The organism is Rhizobium sp. BK275 (genome assembly GCF_014193555.1).
Taxonomy (GTDB): Bacteria; Pseudomonadota; Alphaproteobacteria; order Rhizobiales; family Rhizobiaceae; genus Rhizobium.
The window spans coordinates 1-17,469 of sequence record NZ_JACHZL010000008.1 but is presented as its reverse complement, the minus strand read 5'-3'; the positions used below and the strand labels follow the sequence as shown (position 1 = coordinate 17,469).

15 protein-coding genes are annotated in these 17,469 nt (G+C 60.2%); all 15 read right to left on the bottom strand.

Annotated features, from left to right (window positions below; translation table 11 throughout):
- Positions 1-3: 3 nt before the first annotated feature.
- The 15 genes from FHT82_RS23590 to FHT82_RS23520 all read right to left on the bottom strand — a co-directional run bounded on the left by FHT82_RS23590 (position 4) and on the right by FHT82_RS23520 (position 17,053).
- Positions 4-1,029, bottom strand: coding sequence for an ABC transporter ATP-binding protein (locus tag FHT82_RS23590; protein WP_183735125.1), 1,026 nt, complete (start codon positions 1,027-1,029; stop codon positions 4-6).
- Complete coding sequence (locus tag FHT82_RS23585) at positions 1,022-1,801, bottom strand: ABC transporter permease (RefSeq protein ID WP_183735124.1); 780 nt, start codon at positions 1,799-1,801, stop codon at positions 1,022-1,024. The genes FHT82_RS23590 and FHT82_RS23585 overlap by 8 nt, the downstream gene beginning before the upstream one ends.
- On the bottom strand, positions 1,798-2,625 hold the full coding sequence (locus tag FHT82_RS23580; RefSeq protein ID WP_183735123.1) for an ABC transporter permease: 828 nt from the start codon (positions 2,623-2,625) through the stop codon (positions 1,798-1,800). Before FHT82_RS23580 ends, FHT82_RS23585 begins: the two co-directional genes overlap by 4 nt.
- 65 nt (positions 2,626-2,690) lie before the next feature.
- Positions 2,691-3,713 carry an ABC transporter substrate-binding protein gene (locus FHT82_RS23575; protein ID WP_183735122.1) on the bottom strand — a complete coding sequence of 341 codons (1,023 nt, stop codon included), beginning with the start codon at positions 3,711-3,713 and terminating at the stop codon, positions 2,691-2,693.
- Position 3,714: 1 nt separating this feature from the next.
- Complete coding sequence (locus tag FHT82_RS23570) at positions 3,715-4,758, bottom strand: LacI family DNA-binding transcriptional regulator (RefSeq protein ID WP_183735121.1); 1,044 nt, start codon at positions 4,756-4,758, stop codon at positions 3,715-3,717.
- Between the two features lie 167 nt (positions 4,759-4,925).
- Entirely contained in the window at positions 4,926-6,353 is a 1,428-nt protein-coding gene (locus FHT82_RS23565) for an efflux transporter outer membrane subunit (protein WP_183735120.1), read from the bottom strand.
- 166 nt (positions 6,354-6,519) lie between these two features.
- Positions 6,520-9,615: an efflux RND transporter permease subunit gene (locus FHT82_RS23560; RefSeq protein WP_183735119.1), complete on the bottom strand. Its 3,096-nt coding sequence runs from the start codon at positions 9,613-9,615 to the stop codon at positions 6,520-6,522.
- A 50-nt stretch (positions 9,616-9,665) separates the two neighbouring features.
- Positions 9,666-10,883 carry an efflux RND transporter periplasmic adaptor subunit gene (locus FHT82_RS23555; RefSeq protein ID WP_183735118.1) on the bottom strand — a complete coding sequence of 406 codons (1,218 nt, stop codon included), beginning with the start codon at positions 10,881-10,883 and terminating at the stop codon, positions 9,666-9,668.
- Positions 10,884-11,034: 151 nt separating this feature from the next.
- Entirely contained in the window at positions 11,035-11,637 is a 603-nt protein-coding gene (locus FHT82_RS23550) for a TetR family transcriptional regulator (RefSeq protein ID WP_183735117.1), read from the bottom strand.
- A 194-nt stretch (positions 11,638-11,831) separates the two neighbouring features.
- Positions 11,832-12,776 (bottom strand): phosphoribosylaminoimidazolesuccinocarboxamide synthase, encoded by a 945-nt coding sequence (locus FHT82_RS23545; RefSeq protein ID WP_183735116.1) that lies wholly within the window; start codon positions 12,774-12,776, stop codon positions 11,832-11,834.
- 78 nt (positions 12,777-12,854) lie between these two features.
- Entirely contained in the window at positions 12,855-14,597 is a 1,743-nt protein-coding gene (locus tag FHT82_RS23540; RefSeq protein ID WP_183735115.1) for an SLC13 family permease, read from the bottom strand.
- Positions 14,598-14,705: 108 nt separating this feature from the next.
- On the bottom strand, positions 14,706-15,389 hold the full coding sequence (locus tag FHT82_RS23535; protein WP_183735458.1) for a phosphoribosyltransferase: 684 nt from the start codon (positions 15,387-15,389) through the stop codon (positions 14,706-14,708).
- An 11-nt stretch (positions 15,390-15,400) separates the two neighbouring features.
- A complete protein-coding gene (locus FHT82_RS23530; RefSeq protein WP_183735114.1) occupies positions 15,401-16,207 on the bottom strand; it encodes a pseudouridine synthase in 807 nt (268 codons plus the stop codon).
- A gap of 165 nt (positions 16,208-16,372) precedes the next feature.
- Positions 16,373-16,579 carry a hypothetical protein gene (locus FHT82_RS23525; protein WP_183735113.1) on the bottom strand — a complete coding sequence of 69 codons (207 nt, stop codon included), beginning with the start codon at positions 16,577-16,579 and terminating at the stop codon, positions 16,373-16,375.
- Between the two features lie 135 nt (positions 16,580-16,714).
- Positions 16,715-17,053 (bottom strand): hypothetical protein, encoded by a 339-nt coding sequence (locus FHT82_RS23520; RefSeq protein WP_183735112.1) that lies wholly within the window; start codon positions 17,051-17,053, stop codon positions 16,715-16,717.
- Positions 17,054-17,469: the final 416 nt, after the last annotated feature.

Sequence of the window (17,469 nt, the reverse complement as noted above, 5' to 3'; positions counted from 1 at the left end):
ATCTCACCCGAAACGCTTGAGGCTTGCGGCGGCTGCAACCGGCAGGTCGAAGGCGATCGTGCTGCCGAGTTCGTGCTGCGGCAGGGCAGCGTCGACTTCCGCCTTGATCGGGCCAAGCGCGCTGTCCAGCAAGTATTCGCGGCTGTTGCCGGCAAAAGACGTGCCACGCACGCTACCCTGGAACGGGCCGGAACCAAGGACAACCGCGCGGGGTCGCCATGCCAGGCCCGCCGCATCTTCAGGGGCAGGTGCGGAAAGCGCGACTAGGCCGTTCGGCATCGCAAGCTTTCTGTCCCTCAGCGCAAAGACATTCTCGAAGCCGACGAAATCAGCGACGAAGGAGGAAACCGGCTTGTTATAGATGTCCTCAGGTGTGCCGATCTGCTCGATACCGCCGTTCAGCATGACGATGATGCGATCGGCAAGGGCAAGGGCTTCCGCCTGGTCGTGGGTGACGAAGATCATCGTCACGCCCGTTTCCTTCTGGACGCGTTGCAACTCGGCACGCATTTCCAGACGCAGTCGGGCGTCGAGATTGGAGAGTGGCTCGTCGAGCAGCAGCACCTTTGGTTCCATGACCATGGAGCGGGCCAGTGCTACACGTTGCTGCTGGCCGCCGGAGAGCTCGCCGGGCTTGCGGCCTGCGAATTTCGCGAGGCCGACGGATTTGATGCCGGCATTGACCTTGTTGTCGAGATCCTGGCCGCGCAGCCTCTTCAGGCGGAGACCGAAGGCGACGTTCTCATAGACGCTCAGATGCGGGAAAAGCGCATAGGACTGGAAGACAAGGCCGACGGCGCGCTTGTTGGCGGACACATGGGTGATATCCGCACCATCGAGATTGATGCGGCCGGAGACCGGATTCAGCAGGCCGGCAATCGCGCGCATGGTCGTTGTCTTGCCGCAGCCGGAGGGGCCGAGGAGTGCCACCAGTTCGCCTTTGGCAATCGATAGGTCAAGGTCCTTCACCGCAACCGTATCGCCATAGGCGAGCGTCAGCTTGTCGAGTTGAAGGTATGCGTCAGACATAGCGAGAGAATCCCAGGAAGCGTTCAGCGAGGAAGACGATGCCGATCGAAAGGAAGGCGAGCAGCGCCGAGAGCGCGGCAATGGACGGATCGTAGGTGGTTTCCATGTAACCCAGCATGTCGATCGGCAGCGTGCGCACGCCTGGACCGGAGAGGAAGAGCGACACCGGCACCTGATTGAAGCTGGTGACGAAGCCGAGGATGAAGGCGGCGAGAATGCCGCCGCGGATATTCGGCATGACGACCCGGAAGAAGGCGCCGAACCGCGAGGAACCGAGCAAGACCGCTGCTTCCTCGATATCGGAGCGCAGGTTCCCGAGGCTCGCGGACACCACACGCACGGCATAGGGCAGTACCAGCGCGGTATGGGCAAAGAAGAGCGCCAGCGTGATGTTGAAGCCGAAGGGAACCACCAGGTAACGCAGCAGCGCCAGACCGACGATGATGCCGGGCACGATGATCGGCAGCGAGACGATGGTTCTCACCGTTTCGGAACCCGGAAGCCTATAGCGCGACAGCGCATAGGCGGCGGGAACGCCGAGGACAAGCGCCGCCAGTGTGCCGAAGACGGCAAGAAACATCGACATGGCGAAGCTGTCGCGGAAGCTGTCGATGGTGAAGACCTTGGCGACCCAGCGCAGCGACAGGCCCTGCGGCGGGAAGGCCAGCGTATCTCCGGCCGAAAGCGAGGCGGCAATGATGATCAGAAAGGGGCCGATCAGGAAGACCAGCAATAGGAACAGCACAACCGGTGAGAGGAGGCGGATGCTCATCGGCGGTTCCTCGCGGTTGCGAGCCGTTTCAGCAAGATATTGGCGGCGAAGCTCATGACGATCAGGATGAAGGCGATGACGCTCGCCGAAACGAAATTGTTGGCGACAGACACCTGCTGGTACAACAGCGTTTCCAGCATCAGCACCTTGGAACCGCCAAGGATGGCGGGCGTGATATAGGCGGTCAGCGAGCCGGTGAAGACCAACGTGCCGCCGACGACGAGACCTTCCTTCGTCAGTGGCAGGATGACCTTCCAGAAGACCTGAAACCAGTTGGCGCCGAGGACGCGTGCGGCAGGAATGGCATCCTTCGGCATATTCTCGAGCGCGCTGATGAGTGACAGTATCATCAGTGGCAGGAAGAGCTGCAGCAGGCCGATGAAGACGGCGGTCTCGGTAAAGAGCAGGCGCAAAGGTTCCGCGCTCAAGCCGAGACCTGTGATGGCTTCATTGACGATGCCGGTGCGGCCAAGGATGACGATCCAGGCGTAGGTACGCGCAACCGGCGAAATCATCAGCGGCAGGGTGACGAGGCCGATCATGCGGCCCTTGCCGTTCGGCGGCAGATTGACGATCGCAAAGGCGGCGGCGTAGCCGATGATGGCTGAAACCGCCGTCACCTCGAGGCCAAGCCGGAAGGTGCGGAAGAAGACGGTGCGGTTCAGCGTTTCGGAGAAGAAATCGGTATAGGCAGTAAGCGTCCACGCGCCGCCGCTGCGAAAACCTTCGGAGAGCAGGATCGCGACAGGCAGCAGAAAGACTACGGCTGCGAAGATCGCTGCCGGCAGGGCAAGTGCCAGTGCTTCAGCGCGGTTCTGGAACATGAAACGCCTTTCGAGCGGAGGAAGGGTCGGTCCCGGCCGGCGCCGGGACCGTTATCGGCAGCGGCTTACTGGCCGACCTTTTCGTTCCATTGCTTCAGCCAGCCATTGCGATTGTCGAGAGCGGCTGCGGCGGGGATGAGCTTCAGGCTCTTGGCGGTATCTTCGCCATAGGTGATGTTGTTGGCGACCTCGTCGGAGACCTTCACTTCCTTGTTCGCCGGGCTGTCGATCAGTTTTTCGGCGAGCTTGGTCTGGACTTCGGTCGACAGCCAGAAATCCATGAACTGCAGCGCGAGATCCTGGTTCTTCGATCCCTTGGTCATGACCAGCACGTTCATGCCGCCGGTCTGGCCCTCCTTCGGCGTTGCCCAGGCGACGGGAACATTGAGTTTGGTGAAGCCTGCCCAGGAGAAGCGGCCGATCGGAGCGGCCCAGATTTCTTCCTGCTGCATGAGCTGCACGAGCTGGGAAGACTTTTCGTAGAAGGTGACGATCTCGCCCTTCTTTTCGCCAAGCGCTTCGATCGGTGCCTTGAGGTCGGCCGCGTCCTTGCCGAGCGCGAGGCCCAGCATATAGAGCGCCGGCGGGCCTTGATTGGTCGTGACGTTCGGGAAGGCAACATGGCCGACATATTCCGGCTTCAAGAGATCGGCCCAGGACTCGATCTTCATCTTGTCGGAACGGTAGGCTATCGAGGTGGCGTAGAAAGTGTAACCGACGCTCATGCCGTCGGCGTTCGGATCCTTGGCGATATCATAGAGCTTGGAAAAATTTTCGAGCTTGGAGGTATCGACCTTGTCGATCAGGCCGGCGCGGGTGGCGGCAAGGCCGTCAGCCATGGAGACGGCGGCAAGATCGACCACCGGATTGGCTTTGTTGGCTTCCATCTTGGCGAGGCGCTCGACGCTGTTGCCGGTTTCGACAACGAGCTTGCAGCCGCACTTGGCTTCGAAGGGGTCGTAGACGATCGTCTTGTAATCGTCCTGCGCAAAGGCATAGACGGAAATGGTCAGCGTCCGTTCCTGTGCCGCGACGCCAAGGGGGAAAAGCGCGGCCAGCGCCACCGATGCAATGAGGGCTTTCTTCATTCTACAGGTTCTCCATCTCTGAGGTTTTTGGTGCCGGGTTCGCGAGCCCGGATGACTGGCGGATGACGAGTTGCATGGGCACGCGTTCGGTCTCCGCCGTGACCAGCACGCCCTCCCGAGTGCCGCTTTCGTTTATTCTGTCGACCAGCGCGGAGATGGCGATTTCGGCGATGGTGTCCATGTCCATCCTCACCGTCGTCAGCGACGGCGTGACGACAGGCGACCAGATGAGATCATCGAAGCCGGTGACACTGACATCGGTCGGAACGCTGATGCCCTCCTGCTGTAGTTCGGTCAGCGCCCGCAGGGCCTGCAGGTCGGAAAGGGCCGCAAAGGCGGTGAAGCCCTGACGCGTCTTTTCCGCAAGGCCCAACCGGCAGCCGGCGCCCGTTTCGTTCTCCAGGCGTTCGATCCACAGCATTTCGGAACGCATGCCGGGCTGCAGGCCGGCCCTGATGCCGCCGGCTCGGTCGTTCTGGACATTGGATTCCTGATTGTTGCCGATGATCAGGATCTGCTTGTGGCCGAGGCCGGCGAGATGGGCAGCGATCTCCCTGCCGCCCTGCCAATGGTCGGCGGCGACCGTATTGCCGGGCGTGGAGGCAGTATCGATGACCGCGACCGGGCAGCTTGCGGCGGAAATGCGGGTGGCACGGCGAGGCACGACCACCATGCCGTCGACACCACGTTCCACCAGCCGGTTGATTGCCTCGGTCTGCGCCGTGATGTCGCCGCGGGAGTCTGCGATCAGTACCCCATAACCGGCGGCGGAGGCGGCAAATTCGATGGCCTGCGCAATCTTCGGGAAGAGCGGATTGGCGATATCAGGCAGGACGAGGCCTAGCACGCCGCTGCGGCCCGTGCGCAGCGCCCGTCCGGCTTGGCTCGGCACATAGCCGAGTTCGGCAGCATGCGTCCGAATTCTCTCGATCAGAGCATTGGAAACTCGGCCCTTGCCGGAGAGCGCATTCGAGACCGTAGCAACGGAGACGCCGAGTGACGTCGCTATCCTGCTGAGATTGGGACCCGGGCGTTGTGAAGCCATGATTTCGAGGTGCTGCGCTTAATCGTTTAAGCAATTGCATAGCGTAGCGCTTAGGGCTTGTCGAATCCAAATTTACTCAGTGGGCGAATATCTGTCCCGGCGGCTTTCGCGCAAACAAAAAGCCCCGCGGAAAACCGCGGGGCCTGAACAAGCAATGGGCGACGATTTCACGTGCCCTTGGCGACCTTGACAGGTGCAGTCGTCTTGCCGCCGGGGGCAAAGCCGCCGCCAGTTGCGATGTTGAGCGCGGCATAATCCTTCGCCATCTGCTGAACGGCAGCAGCAAGGCTTGCCTGAGCAAGGGAGACCTGACGCTGGGCGTCGAGGACGTCGAGCAGCGAGGAGGCGCCGTCCTTGTAAGACGCTGTCGAAAGTTCGAGGGTTTCTTGTGTCGTGCGGACCTGTGCGCGCAGCGCATTGACCGTCTCGGCGTCACGGCGGACGGCGGACAGGGCGTTCTCGACCTGCTCGACAGCCGTCAGGACGGTCTGCTTCCAAGCGAGATAGGATGCGGCTGCATCAGACTTCGAAACGTTGACATTGGCGCGCAGACTGCCGCCGTCGAGGATCGGCAGGTTCAGGGTTGGGCCGAAGGACCATGCACCGAGAGCGCCATGAAGGCCGCGCTGGTTGATGTAGCTCGGCGAGATCGAACCGGACAGCGAGATCGACGGATAGAGCTGAGCCTCTGCGACACCGATCTGAGCGGTGGCGGCCGCAAGGTTACGCTCTGCCTGGCGAATATCCGGACGGTTGCGGATCAAGTCGGCAGGAATGCCCGAATTGATGCCGCCGCGGAAGGTCGGCTGACCGGAGCCACGGAGCAGTTCATCGACCATCGAACCGGCCGGCTGGCCGACAAGGGTGGCGATATGATGGGCCGAAACGCGGATGTTGGTTTCAAGGCCAGGGATTTCTGCGAGCGTCGATTGAACGAGACCTTCTGCCTGCACAACGTCTAGGCGGGAGGCGGCACCTGCATCCAGCTGGAACTTGGTGAGGTCGTAGGTTTCCTGACGAGACTTCAGGTTGGCTTTCGAAAGTGCCAGACGCTGCTGGAAGAAGCGCAGATCGATATAAGTCGAGACAATGTCCTGGATGTAGGACAGCCTAGCAACATCGGCACCCGCGTAAGCCGAGTCAAGCGAAGCGAGGGCGGCTTCCTTGCTGCGCCTGTAGAGGCCGAACAGATCGAGCAGCCAGGAGAGCGAAAGCTGGCCGGCGCTGGTGTGTCGGGTATCGAACTGGGTGCGCAATTCGCCCGTCTGGCCGCTGGCGGTCTGGGAGGCGCCGACATCGAGGGCAGGCAGGGCGCCGGCGCCGGCAATCGTGACGTTGGCAGAGGCGGAATTGATGCGTTCGATCGCCTGCTGAATCGTGAGGTTCTGATCGAGGCCGGTCTGAACAAGGCTGTTGAGCTTCTTATCGTTGTAGGCCGTCCACCATGCGGCGGTGGCGACATCGCCGATGCTCTTTGGGCTGCCTTCGCTGAATTTTCCAGGAAGCGACATTTCAGGAGGTACGTGATCTGGGCCTACTACACAGCCCGACAACAATAATAATAGCGCCGGTGTGGCATAACGAAGAGATACCATGCATTTCATCCTGTAACTCGAGCAAGTCAATTCTTGTCCGAAGCGTCATGCTTCACTATCGGCCCGACGCGCTTCGTTCCTTACGCAAACACATGCCGAAGCAGCCCGCGCGCAATGTAGCAATGTGGAAAGGTTTCTCACAGTGCATTTATATCACACTCCCGCCTCATTTTTTCCGTGTGGCAGAGATGCGGCGGATGACGACGAAGAAGGACGGCACGAAGAAAATGCCCAGCATCGTCGCAGAAAGCATGCCCCCGAGGACGCCGATGCCGATCGCGTTCTGGGCAGCGGAACCCGCGCCCGTTGCGATCGCCAGCGGCACGACGCCGAGGATAAATGCCAGAGAGGTCATGATGATGGGACGCAGGCGCAGCCTTGCTGCCTCCAGCGTCGCCTCGAAGAGGCCTAGTCCTGTTTCCATTCGGTCTTTGGCGAATTCCACGATCAGGATCGCGTTCTTCGCCGCAAGGCCGATGGTCGTGAGCAAGCCCACCTTGAAATAGACGTCGTTCGCCTGCCCGAAGAGCGTTGCCGCGATAAGCGCTCCGAGCACGCCGACCGGCACTGCCATAATGACCGAGAACGGGATCGACCAGCTTTCGTAGAGCGCGGCCAGGCAGAGGAAGACGACGAGAACCGAAATCGCGTAGAGCATCGGCGCCTGCGAGCCCGAGAGGCGTTCCTGATAGGAGATACCCTGCCAGGCAACCGTATAGCCGCCGCCGAGCTGTTCAGTCAGGGCTTCCATCTCGTTCATCGCTTCACCTGAGGAGACGCCTGGTGCCGCGCCACCATCCAGCGGAATGGCGCTGACGGCGTTGAAGCGGGCAAGAGACGGCGCGCCCTCGACCCATTGGGTGGTGGTGAAGGCGGAGAAAGGCACCATCTCGCCGGCGTTGTTGCGGGCATACCAGTGGTTCAGATCGGTCGGCTGCATGCGGAAGGGGCCGTCGCCCTGCACGTAGACCGGCTTGATCTCGCCATTCAGCGTAAAATCGTTGACGTCGCGGCCGGTGAAGATGATCGACAGCATGGAATTGACCGAGGCAAGATCGACACCCATGGCGCCGATCTTCTCCTGATCAATCAGGATCTTCATTTGCGGCTCGACTTCCTTGTTGTTCGAACGAAGTGCCACGACCTTGCCGGTGGCGCCAGCCATCTGGATCAACCGCTTGGAAGCGGCCGTCAGGGCTTGATTGCCGTGGCCGCCGGTATCCACCAGATACATGGAGAAGCCGCTCGATACGCCGAGACCCTGGATCGCGGGCGGCAGCAGCGCAAAGACCTGCGCCTCGCGGATCGCAAAGAAGTTCTTGAGAGCCCGGCTGACCACCGACTGCGCGCTGAGGTTGGGATCAGTGCGCAGCGAGAAGTCCTTGAGTTTGGTGAAGACGATGGCACTGTTCTGACCCGAACCGTTGAAGCCGAAACCGAGCGCGCCGAAGACGGATTCCACCGCATCCTTCTCGTTTTCACGGTAGTATTTTTCGACCTTTTCAACGACGGCCTGCGTCTGCTGCGTGGTGGACCCAGGCGGCGTGGTGACGATGGTCAGGAGCACGCCTTGGTCTTCCTGAGGCAGGAACGAGCTCGGCAGGCGGGTGAAGAGATACGCGCAGCCGACGCCGACCAGCAGGAAAACCAGCATGACACGGACCGGCCGCTTCAAGAGGTAGCCGATGGTGCGGACGTAGCCGTTGGTCGAGCGGGTGAAGTTCCGGTTGAACCAGTCGCCGATGCGATGTTTCTTGTGCTCGTTGACCGGCTTCAACATCGTGGCGCAGAGCGCAGGCGTCAGCACGATGGCGACGAGGGCAGACAGCAGCATGGCCGACACGATCGTGATGGAGAACTGGCGATAGATGATGCCGGTCGAGCCGCCGAAGAAGGCCATGGGGATGAAGACGGCGGTCAGCACGAGAGCGATGCCGACGATGGCGCCGGTGATTTCGCCCATCGACTTCTCGGTCGCCTCCAGCGGCGAGAGCTTTTCCTCCGACATGATGCGTTCGACGTTTTCGACGACGACGATGGCATCGTCGACGAGAAGGCCGATCGCCAGCACCATGGCGAACATGGTCAGCGTATTGATTGAGTAGCCTGTTACCGCGAGGATGCCGAACGTGCCCAGAAGTACGACGGGAACGGCGATGGTCGGGATCAATGTCGCACGCAGGTTCTGCAGGAATATGAGCAGAACCACGAAGACGAGCACGATCGCCTCGATCAGCGTATGCACGACCTTTTCGATCGACAGTTCGACGAAGGGGGTCGTGTCGTAGGGATAGGTGATCTCGACGCCTTCCGGCAAGCCGCGGCCGATCGTTTCGAGCGCGGTGCGGACACGGGCGGCGGTATCGATGGCGTTCGCGCCGATTGCGAGGTTGATGGCGAAACCAGACGATGGCAGGCCGTTGTAGCGAGAGCTGCCGCCATAGCTTTCTTGGCCGATCTCGACGCGGGCGACATCGCTGAGGCGGACGGTCGAACCGTCTTTTTCGACCTTCAGGATGATGTGTTCGAAATCAGCAACCGTGGTGAGCTGGCTTTGCGCAGTGATAGTGACGTTGATCTGCTGGCCCGGGACGGCCGGCTGGGCGCCGAGCGAGCCAACGGAAACCTGGGTGTTCTGTGCCTGGATGGCCGAGGTCACATCGCCGGGGGTGAGCTGGTATTTCTGCAGCTTGAACGGATCCAGCCAGACGCGCATGGCGTAGCCGGAGCCGAACACATTGATGCTGCCCACGCCTTCCAGACGCTGGATCTGGTCCTCGATCGAGGTCGACATGATATTGCCGAGGTCGACGGAAGTGCGCTTGCCGTCCGTCGAGACCAGCGAGCCGACGAGAAGAATGCTCGAGGTGGAGCGCGTGACGCTGATGCCGGCATCGATGACGTCGCCCGGCAGCTGCGACTGGACGAGCTGCAGCTTGTTCTGCACCTGCACCTGCGCGATGTCAGGATTGATGCTCGTTCCGAAAGTCAGCGAGATGCTGGCCGAGCCCGTCGATGAGGTCGAGGTCATGTAGGTCAGGTCATCGAGACCGGTCATGCCGTCTTCGATGAGGGTGGTCACTGATTTTTCGACCGTCTCGGCGCTGGCACCGCGATAGCTGGCGTTGATGCGGACCGTGGTCGGCGCAATGTCGGGATATTGGGATATCGACAGTGTGAAGATGCCGAGCAGACCGGCGAGCATGATGGTGATCGCAATGACCCAGGCGAAGATCGGTCGTCGGATGAAAAACTTGGCCATCGGTTATTCCTGTACGGCTGGGACGGTGACGATACGAAAGCGCCTGCGCATCACTTTGCTGCGGGCTTTTGTTCGCTTCCGGCCACGGGCTGATCGGCAGGGACAACCACGCCGTTGTCGTTGATCTTCATTGGAACCGGCTTCACCGGCATGCCTGATACAATCGACTGGAGGCCGCTGACGATCAGCTGATCGCCGTCCTTCACGCCGTCGGTTACGAGCCAGGAATTGTTGGAGGGCGTAGCGTTCTGGAAGACGCGGGTCTCGACCTTGCCCTCGGCGGAGATGAACTGTGCGGTCAGGCGGCCGTTGGCATCGCGCGTCGTCGAAAGCTGCGGCAGGGAATATCCGGTCTCGGTACCGAGCTCGACCGTGGCGCGCACATACATGCCCGGCAGCACGACGCGGTCCGGATTCGGGAAGACGACGCGGATGATGAAGGTGCCGGTCGTTTCGCTGACGACCTGCTTCGACATGTCGAGCTTGCCCTTCTGATTATATTCACGGCCGTCCTCGAGGATCAGGCGAAACACGACATTGTTGTCCTCGCCCTTGACCTCCCCGGCAGCGATCGCATCGCGCAGCTTCAAAAGGTTGGTGCTCGATTCCGTCAGCGAAATATAGATCGGATCAAGCTGGCGGATGGTGGTCAGCGCGGTCGACTGGTTGGCGGCAACGAGGTTGCCGACATTATAGGCGGTCTGATCGATAATGCCGTCGAAGGGCGCGGTGATCTTCGTATGGTCAAGGTCGATCTGCGCTGATGTCAGCGCAGCCTTAGCCGCTTCGACTTCGGCATTTGCCTGGGCCAGCGCCGTGCGGGCGGTCTCAAACTCGATCTGCGTCGCGCCGCTGCCGACAAGCCGCTGGTAGCGGTCGAAATTGCTCTGGGCGCTCGGCACGCTTGCCTGAGCCTTGGAGATGGCCGCCTGGGCCTGTTCGACAGCGGCGCGATAGGCCGCATCGTCGATCTGATAGAGCAGGTCGCCCTTCTTGACCTCACCGCCTTCCTTAAAGGCGATCTCGCGGATGATACCGTTCACCTGCGGGCGGATATCGGCCACCTGGAAGGCTTCGGCGCGGCCGGGCAGGATCGTGGTGATCGGATAGGTGTCCTTCTTCAGCGTGACCACACCGACCGGGGCGGCCTGCTGGGCGGCACCGCCTGCGCCCGCATTGCCGGCGGGCTTGCTGCCGCTGTCGTTGCAGGCGGCGAGGCCCATAACGAGCAGGAGGGCCGAGGAGACGATGAGGGCGCGCCTGATCATGCTGAATTTCCTGTGCGGTTGGCAGTAGCGGTTCAATCGCCGGCCCTAGGAGGCGCCGCTCTATATAGGAGTGATGATTGACCCGGAAACAGGTGCCGTTATCCGATATTAAGAAAAGCTTTATGAAGTGACGTAATTCAGCAATCGTCACTTAGCAAGGGTTATTTTGCAGTGCGGCATCCACGAAACACACGATTTTTTCCGCACGATGGACAAGCGTGTTTTTGTCGTCCTTGGCAATGAGAATGGGATGCAGAACACAGGCGAGAACGTCTGCAACGGTGCGGGCTGCCGCGTCCGTATTGTCGCAATGGTAATTGCCTTCGGCTACACCTTCACGGATGATCTCGCCCAGTTTCTGCTCTATCCGCTCGCGATAGCGATGGCCCGCGTCGAGCTTGGCATCGATAGTAGAGATCACCATTTCGAAGATGTAGGGGTTCTGCTGGATGTCCTGCAGATGGCTGTCGAGCAGGCGCAGAACGAAGCTCAGCAACTGCTCCTTCGGCGGCAGGCTTGTGTCGACGGCGGCGAAGCGCTCCGTAGCATTGCCGAGATGGCGCTCGGCAATCGCATCGACGAGGACCGCCTTCGAATGGAAATGCTTGAAGACGTTGGCCGGCGACATGTGCAGCGAGGCGGCGATATCGGCGATGGAAACCGCCACAAAGCCGCGCTGGCGAAACAGCGTCTCCGCCATCGAGAGGATATCCTCCCGGGTCTCTTCGGCCTTGCGTCTGGGCCTGCGTGCCATTTGTCCCCCGCCGGGCTTGGCCCGACACCCCTTTTTTCAATGCTAGCGCGTTTGGCCGAAAGGCTGCAAGCCAACTCGCAGCCTACTGCATAATTCCCTAAATCGGGATCGATTTAGGGAATTATGCAGTAATTCAAAGTGCTACAGCGTCCTTTGCGTGTCTGAAAAGACGCGCGGCGCTGTAGTCACGCGGTTCAGGGGAAATAGGGCGCGAGATTTGTGCGAACACGCGCGGCGGGCGTTTCGCCGCGGTCGTCGGGTACGAAGCGTTCACCGGTGATCCACTCATAGGCTTTGATATAGACGGCCGAGGTCTGCTCGATCAACGCGACCGGAATTTCCGGAATTGCATCCTTGTAGGGATCGCAGCGTTCGACTACCCAGGCGCGCACGAAGTCCTTGTCGAAGCTTTCCGGGCGATTGCCCGCTGCGAAAGCAGCGGGATAGGTTTCTGCGACCCAGTAGCGGCTGCTGTCGGGCGTATGGATCTCGTCGGCGAGAATGATGTTGCCGTCCTCGTCCGTGCCGAATTCATATTTGGTGTCGACGAGAATCAGGCCGCGTTTTGCCGCTATTTCCTGGCCGCGAGCGAAAAGCGCCAGCGCATACTTGGAAAGCGTTTCCCACTGTTCTCCAGTCAATAGCCCGCGGCTGACGATTTCAGCCGGCGTCAGCGGCTCGTCGTGACCGCCGTCAAATTCTTTGCTGGTCGGCGTGATGACCGGTTCGGGGAGGATCTGGTTGTCGCGCATGCCGTCGGGCAGGCGCATGCCGTACATTTCGCGCTCGCCCTTCTTATAGAGTGTGAGAATCGACGTGCCGGTCGTGCCGGCGAGATAGCCGCGCACGACGATCTCGACCGGAAGAATATCGAGCCGTTTGCCAATGACGACGTTCGGATCGGGATAATCGAGGACGTGATTGGGGCAGATGTCCTTCGTCGCCTCGAACCAGTAGCGGGCTGTCTGCGTCAGCACCTGTCCCTTGTAGGGAATGCAGGTCAGGATACGATCGAAAGCGCTCAGCCGATCAGTGCTGATGATGATGCGCCGCCCATCCGGAAGATCGTAATTCTCGCGCACCTTGCCACGGTAGTAGTTCGGCAGTTCCGGGAAATGGGCTTCGGAGAGAATACGCACGGCGCTTGGCTGTCCTTCTATCGGCTTAGATTGTCTCTGCTCTAGTTTCATTGCCGGGGAAGTCAAGCAAAGGCTCATTCAAAGCCAGAAGAGGGCAATGAGAATGAGTGTGACTATATAGCCGGCGAGCGTCAGCGGCCAGCCGGCGCGCAGGAAATCACCGAAGCGATAGCTGCCGATGCTCATCGACAGCGTATTGTTGTGATGGCCAAAGGGTGTCAGGAAATCCTGCGACGCGCCAGCCGCCACCGCAATTAGATAGGCCTGCGGCGCATGCTGGCCGACGCGAGCGAACTCCAGCGCTATCGGAGCCAGAACGATCGCAACCGTCGCATTGTTGACGAAGGGCGTCAGCGCCATGGCGAGGAACAGAACCAGCGCGATGCCCCACAAGGGATGGCCGATCGGGAAGGCAAGGCTCAGCCATGCCGCAATGATCTCGGCCGTGCCCGTTGTCACCACCGCCTGACCGATCGGGATCATCGCCGCGAGCATGATGATGATCGGCCAGTTGAGATCCGCCATCGCATGACGAATGTTGAGATAACCGAGCAGAGCGAGCGCCAGCACCACGAAGGCGAGGGCGATATCGGGGCGAAGACCGAAGGCGGAGGCAACGACGCCGCAGGCAAAGATCGCGAAGGGTCGCCACGAGGCCGACGATGTCGGGGAGGGCGCTGCGGAGGCAAGCGGCAGGCATTCGCACTCCTCGAGCGCCTCCGCGATTGCCGCTTTCGGGCCTTCCAGCACCAGGATATCGCCGATCGAAAGCTGCAGATCGGCGAAACGTCCTTCAATACGGGGAGAGCGCATCGACAGTGCCGAGACGGTGATCCCGCGATTGCGGAAGACCTCCAGCGATGCGATACGCGAGCCGACGACGGTGCTTTCCGGCATGACGACGGCTTCGATGCTGGCGAAATCCTGCTGCAACCCATGCGGATGGGCTTCCGGCACCAGCGCCTGGCAGGTGGCCAGATTCGCGAAGATCGAATCCGCACCTTGGGCCAGGAGAACATCTCCCGGCTGGATGACTGAGTGTTCGAGCGGGCCGAAGACGAAGGCCCTGTCGCGGATGAGGGCATGCGGCTGAATGCCGAAACGTTCCGGACATTGAGCAAGTGTTGCGCCGACGAGTGGCGAATGTTCGGGAATGCTGCGCTCGACGACGATGCGACGGGCAGGAGGAGAGGGCGCTGTCGTGGGTTCGTCCGGCTCGGAAAACAATCGCTGCGCGATCAGGGTGATCAGGAGAATGCCTAGAATGGCGACTGGCAGGCCGACATAGGCGAAATCGAAGAAGCGGAAACCTTTGCCCGTGGCTTTTTCAAGCGCATCACTGACGAGAAGATTGGCAGGCGTGCCGATCAGCGAAACGAGACCGCCGAGAAGAGCGGCGAAGGAGACCGGCATCACGAGCTGCCGACGCGGAATGCCCATGACGGCGCTCAGCCGCAGCGCCAGCGGCAGGGTAATCGCGAAGGCGCCGATATTGTTCATGAAGATCGAGATGAAACCGCTGAGGGCGGAGACACCAGCTATGACCCGGAAATGCGAAAGACCCGATGCGACGAAGCGTTCGGCGAGACTGTCAAAGAGTTTGGTGCGCGCCAGGACCTGGACGACCAGCAGGATTTCCACGACGGTAATGACGACGGGGCTTGCGAAGCCGGCAAAGATGCCGTCGGCGGGGTAAAGACCGAGCACATAGCCCGCAAGCAATCCGCCGATCGCGACAACTTCGATGCGCAAGCGATCGAGGGAGAACAGGAAGAGCATCGCCACCAGCAGGATCAGGAGGGCTGCTTGCTCAGGCGTCATCGGCGGTTCCTGTGTTCGATCACACGCGGAATGTAGCTTTTCGTCCGATGCTGTATAGTCCGTTCAGATGAAAGAATGAATGGTGCTCATGCGCGGTCCTGCCGTTGGTCAGGCCGGTCTGCACCATTTTCCTTCGGCTGTCCGCTCGAGAATAGGCGTTGCGAAAACGCCTTTCGTGCGTGCCTGCCATTGAGGTCCCGCGGTGTCGAGTTTCGCGCGCCAACGGTCTGATTGCAGCATGGCCGCACCGACGACGACGGGTTCTATGCCGCAGCCTGCCAGCAGACCGAGCCCGGCGGCAACAGAGGTTCCGCTCGATATAACGTCGTCGATCAGCGCGACACGGCGGCCTTCCAGAAGAGGCAGCATGCGCGGATCGACATACAGGCGCTTCTCTTGCTCCGGTGTGGTGATCGATGAGAGGGCGACCGACAGTTCTTCGCGATACCAGAACTTGCGGGAGGTACCGAGCGGCACATAACGGTGATGGCCGAGTTTCTGGGCCACTGCCGCCGCAAGTGTCAGACCGAGTGTCGGCAGGCCGGCGATCACGTCGATGCCGAAGGGTTCTATCTTTGCTGCGAGGGTTTCGGCGAGCGCATCCAGCACCGCGAAGCTCGCCTGATTGATGATCAGCGAGGCCAATGCATGCTCGCCGTCAGCGAGCACGCGGATCGGCAGCCGCAATTGCCTGCCATCTTCCAGCTCCGCTACGAAGAAGGATGTGACGTCGCCACCTGTTTCGAAACTGCCGGGTGGATGGATTTGCTGCCAGAAATCATGCGGCATCATTTCGTTCATTCTCAATCCCGTATTTTCTTGCCGGCACCGACCTTCCGGCGAAGATCCTTCAGTTCGGCCTCGTTGAGCGCCCTGACCGATCCCCTTGGCAGGTCGCCGAGCTCCAGCCCGCCGATCGCCACGCGTACGAGCCGCAGGCAGGCGATATCGAGTGCTTCCAGCATCCGGCGGATTTGCCGGTTGCGGCCTTCCTGCAACTCCACTTCGATCCAGGAGTTGCGGTCACCCTCACGCAGCTTTCGCGCAGATGTGGCGCGCAGCAATTCACCGTCGTGCCGAAGGCCTGATGTCATGGCCGATAGCATGTTGTCGTCGGCAATCCGGTCGATTTGCACGTGGTAGGACTTGGGGACATGAGTGATCGGATCGAGCAGTGCCTGCGCGAACTCCGTGTCGTTGGTAAAGAGCAGAAGCCCTTCGCTTGCCTTATCAAGGCGACCGACGGGCGAGAGGTGCGGAACATCGAAATCGGTCAGGCAATCATAGACTGTCGGCCGCCCCTCGGGATCGTGACGAGTGGTCACGAGACCGCGCGGCTTGTTGAGCATCAGATAGATCCTCGCCTCGGCGGCGATTTTTCTGCCGTCGACCTTTATGATGGTGGTCGAAAGATCGACCCATGTCGATGGATCGGTGACGATACGATCACCGATGGCCACACGGCTTTCGGCAATCAGGCGCTCTGCCTGCGTGCGGGAGCAATAGCCGAGCTTGGAAAGGGCACGTGGAAGTGTAACCCGCTTGCCGGTCGGCTCAGCCTCGGGTCTGTTGCGTTCGCGTGTTTTCTGCGGGGGGTGCCGCCCTTTCACTGCGCCAATCCTGATGCGATTGCGAAAGCCGTTCTTTGCATGAACGGCGCGCTGATGCCAGCAATGGCGCGCTGAATTTTGGGGAGGAGGGGATTTTCGGATGCCGATAAAAACAGTCAACGCTTCAGGCAAAGCGCAGTGGGAAGGAGACGATATTGTGTGGCCTCAAGAACAAGCCATAAAGCCGGCGAGTTCCTGCCGGTTCATAACGACGCCGGCGGCAGCCTTCGCTGGGTCCGGATGTGTATAGGCCAGGCTCGGCATTTCGGGCAGATCAAGGGCCTGGCGCATGTTCATGATGCCGACTGCGTGACGCCCGTTGCCGCCATCGACACTCACTTCGACGATCAGCTTCTCTCTCTTGTCGTCCATGATGTCCTCCCTTGATTTTTATGTTCCTATCGCTCGCATTAAAAGTTGGTTTTTCTAAGACATAAGTATTTACGCATCCTGCAAAAATCGGATCTGCTGGATGCGCAAAAATGTTGGAGCGGGAGGTCGGGGAGCTTAACGCCACCAGTGACGGGGCTCAGGTTGCGACGTACCTGACAACATATAGCCAGCGAGGAAGCCGATCGCTCCGGCGACAAGAAGTGCTGTCGTGGTTGCTGCAGGGTGCTCGCGAGCGGTGCCGGCAACCGCTGCACCTTCCGCCCGGATCTGAGCAACAGCGTTTTTTGCGCGAGGAAGAGCGTCGTCGTAAGCCTTGCCCGCGCGGTCACGCACTTCGTAATAGGCCTCGGCGCCTTGCGCGGAAATCATCTTCTGCAGGCGGGACACCTCCTGCTGGAGGGCGGCAATGTCCTTGCTGACGGATGTTCTGAGATCATCGGTATTGGCGGCCATGTCTGTCTCCTTCCTTCAATGGGGAGGGAAACACGAAAAACCGCGTTAGGTTCCGAGTCTTTCGCGACAATCCGATATGACGGTTGTTTGACGGTGGTGATGGGGCCGGCGTTTATTCTGCGTTAACCATAAAATTGGCCAAGGCACTGTTTTTCGCGACCTTTCCTCGTTTTTTGAAGGGGTTCCTGATGATTTTTTATCGCCTGGTAAAAGATTGTTCGGGAATTTTGTCCCAAAGGGCGGCCTGTGGATAACTTTTTACTGGAAAATCCTTTGTCGAATCAACCTGTTACAAAAATGTCAAAAAAGTTGGATTGGATGTGTTGACTGTTTTGGTGGGGTGGGATTATAAGCCCAGTCACTGACGAGGGCGGCGGCGCTGCTGGCGACGAAGTTCCTCGTTCTGAAGAAATCAA

Coding starts and splice junctions, on each gene's coding strand:
- FHT82_RS23550 (WP_183735117.1), bottom strand. CDS start 11,637: ATGGCACGCAGGCCCAGACGCAAGGCCGAAGAGACCCGGGAGGATATC.
- FHT82_RS23575 (WP_183735122.1), bottom strand. CDS start 3,713: ATGAAGAAAGCCCTCATTGCATCGGTGGCGCTGGCCGCGCTTTTCCCC.
- FHT82_RS23570 (WP_183735121.1), bottom strand. CDS start 4,758: ATGGCTTCACAACGCCCGGGTCCCAATCTCAGCAGGATAGCGACGTCA.
- FHT82_RS23540 (WP_183735115.1), bottom strand. CDS start 14,597: ATGACGCCTGAGCAAGCAGCCCTCCTGATCCTGCTGGTGGCGATGCTC.
- FHT82_RS23585 (WP_183735124.1), bottom strand. CDS start 1,801: ATGAGCATCCGCCTCCTCTCACCGGTTGTGCTGTTCCTATTGCTGGTC.
- FHT82_RS23555 (WP_183735118.1), bottom strand. CDS start 10,883: ATGATCAGGCGCGCCCTCATCGTCTCCTCGGCCCTCCTGCTCGTTATG.
- FHT82_RS23535 (WP_183735458.1), bottom strand. CDS start 15,389: ATGATGCCGCATGATTTCTGGCAGCAAATCCATCCACCCGGCAGTTTC.
- FHT82_RS23560 (WP_183735119.1), bottom strand. CDS start 9,615: ATGGCCAAGTTTTTCATCCGACGACCGATCTTCGCCTGGGTCATTGCG.
- FHT82_RS23590 (WP_183735125.1), bottom strand. CDS start 1,029: ATGTCTGACGCATACCTTCAACTCGACAAGCTGACGCTCGCCTATGGC.
- FHT82_RS23520 (WP_183735112.1), bottom strand. CDS start 17,053: ATGGCCGCCAATACCGATGATCTCAGAACATCCGTCAGCAAGGACATT.
- FHT82_RS23525 (WP_183735113.1), bottom strand. CDS start 16,579: ATGGACGACAAGAGAGAGAAGCTGATCGTCGAAGTGAGTGTCGATGGC.
- FHT82_RS23565 (WP_183735120.1), bottom strand. CDS start 6,353: ATGGTATCTCTTCGTTATGCCACACCGGCGCTATTATTATTGTTGTCG.
- FHT82_RS23580 (WP_183735123.1), bottom strand. CDS start 2,625: ATGTTCCAGAACCGCGCTGAAGCACTGGCACTTGCCCTGCCGGCAGCG.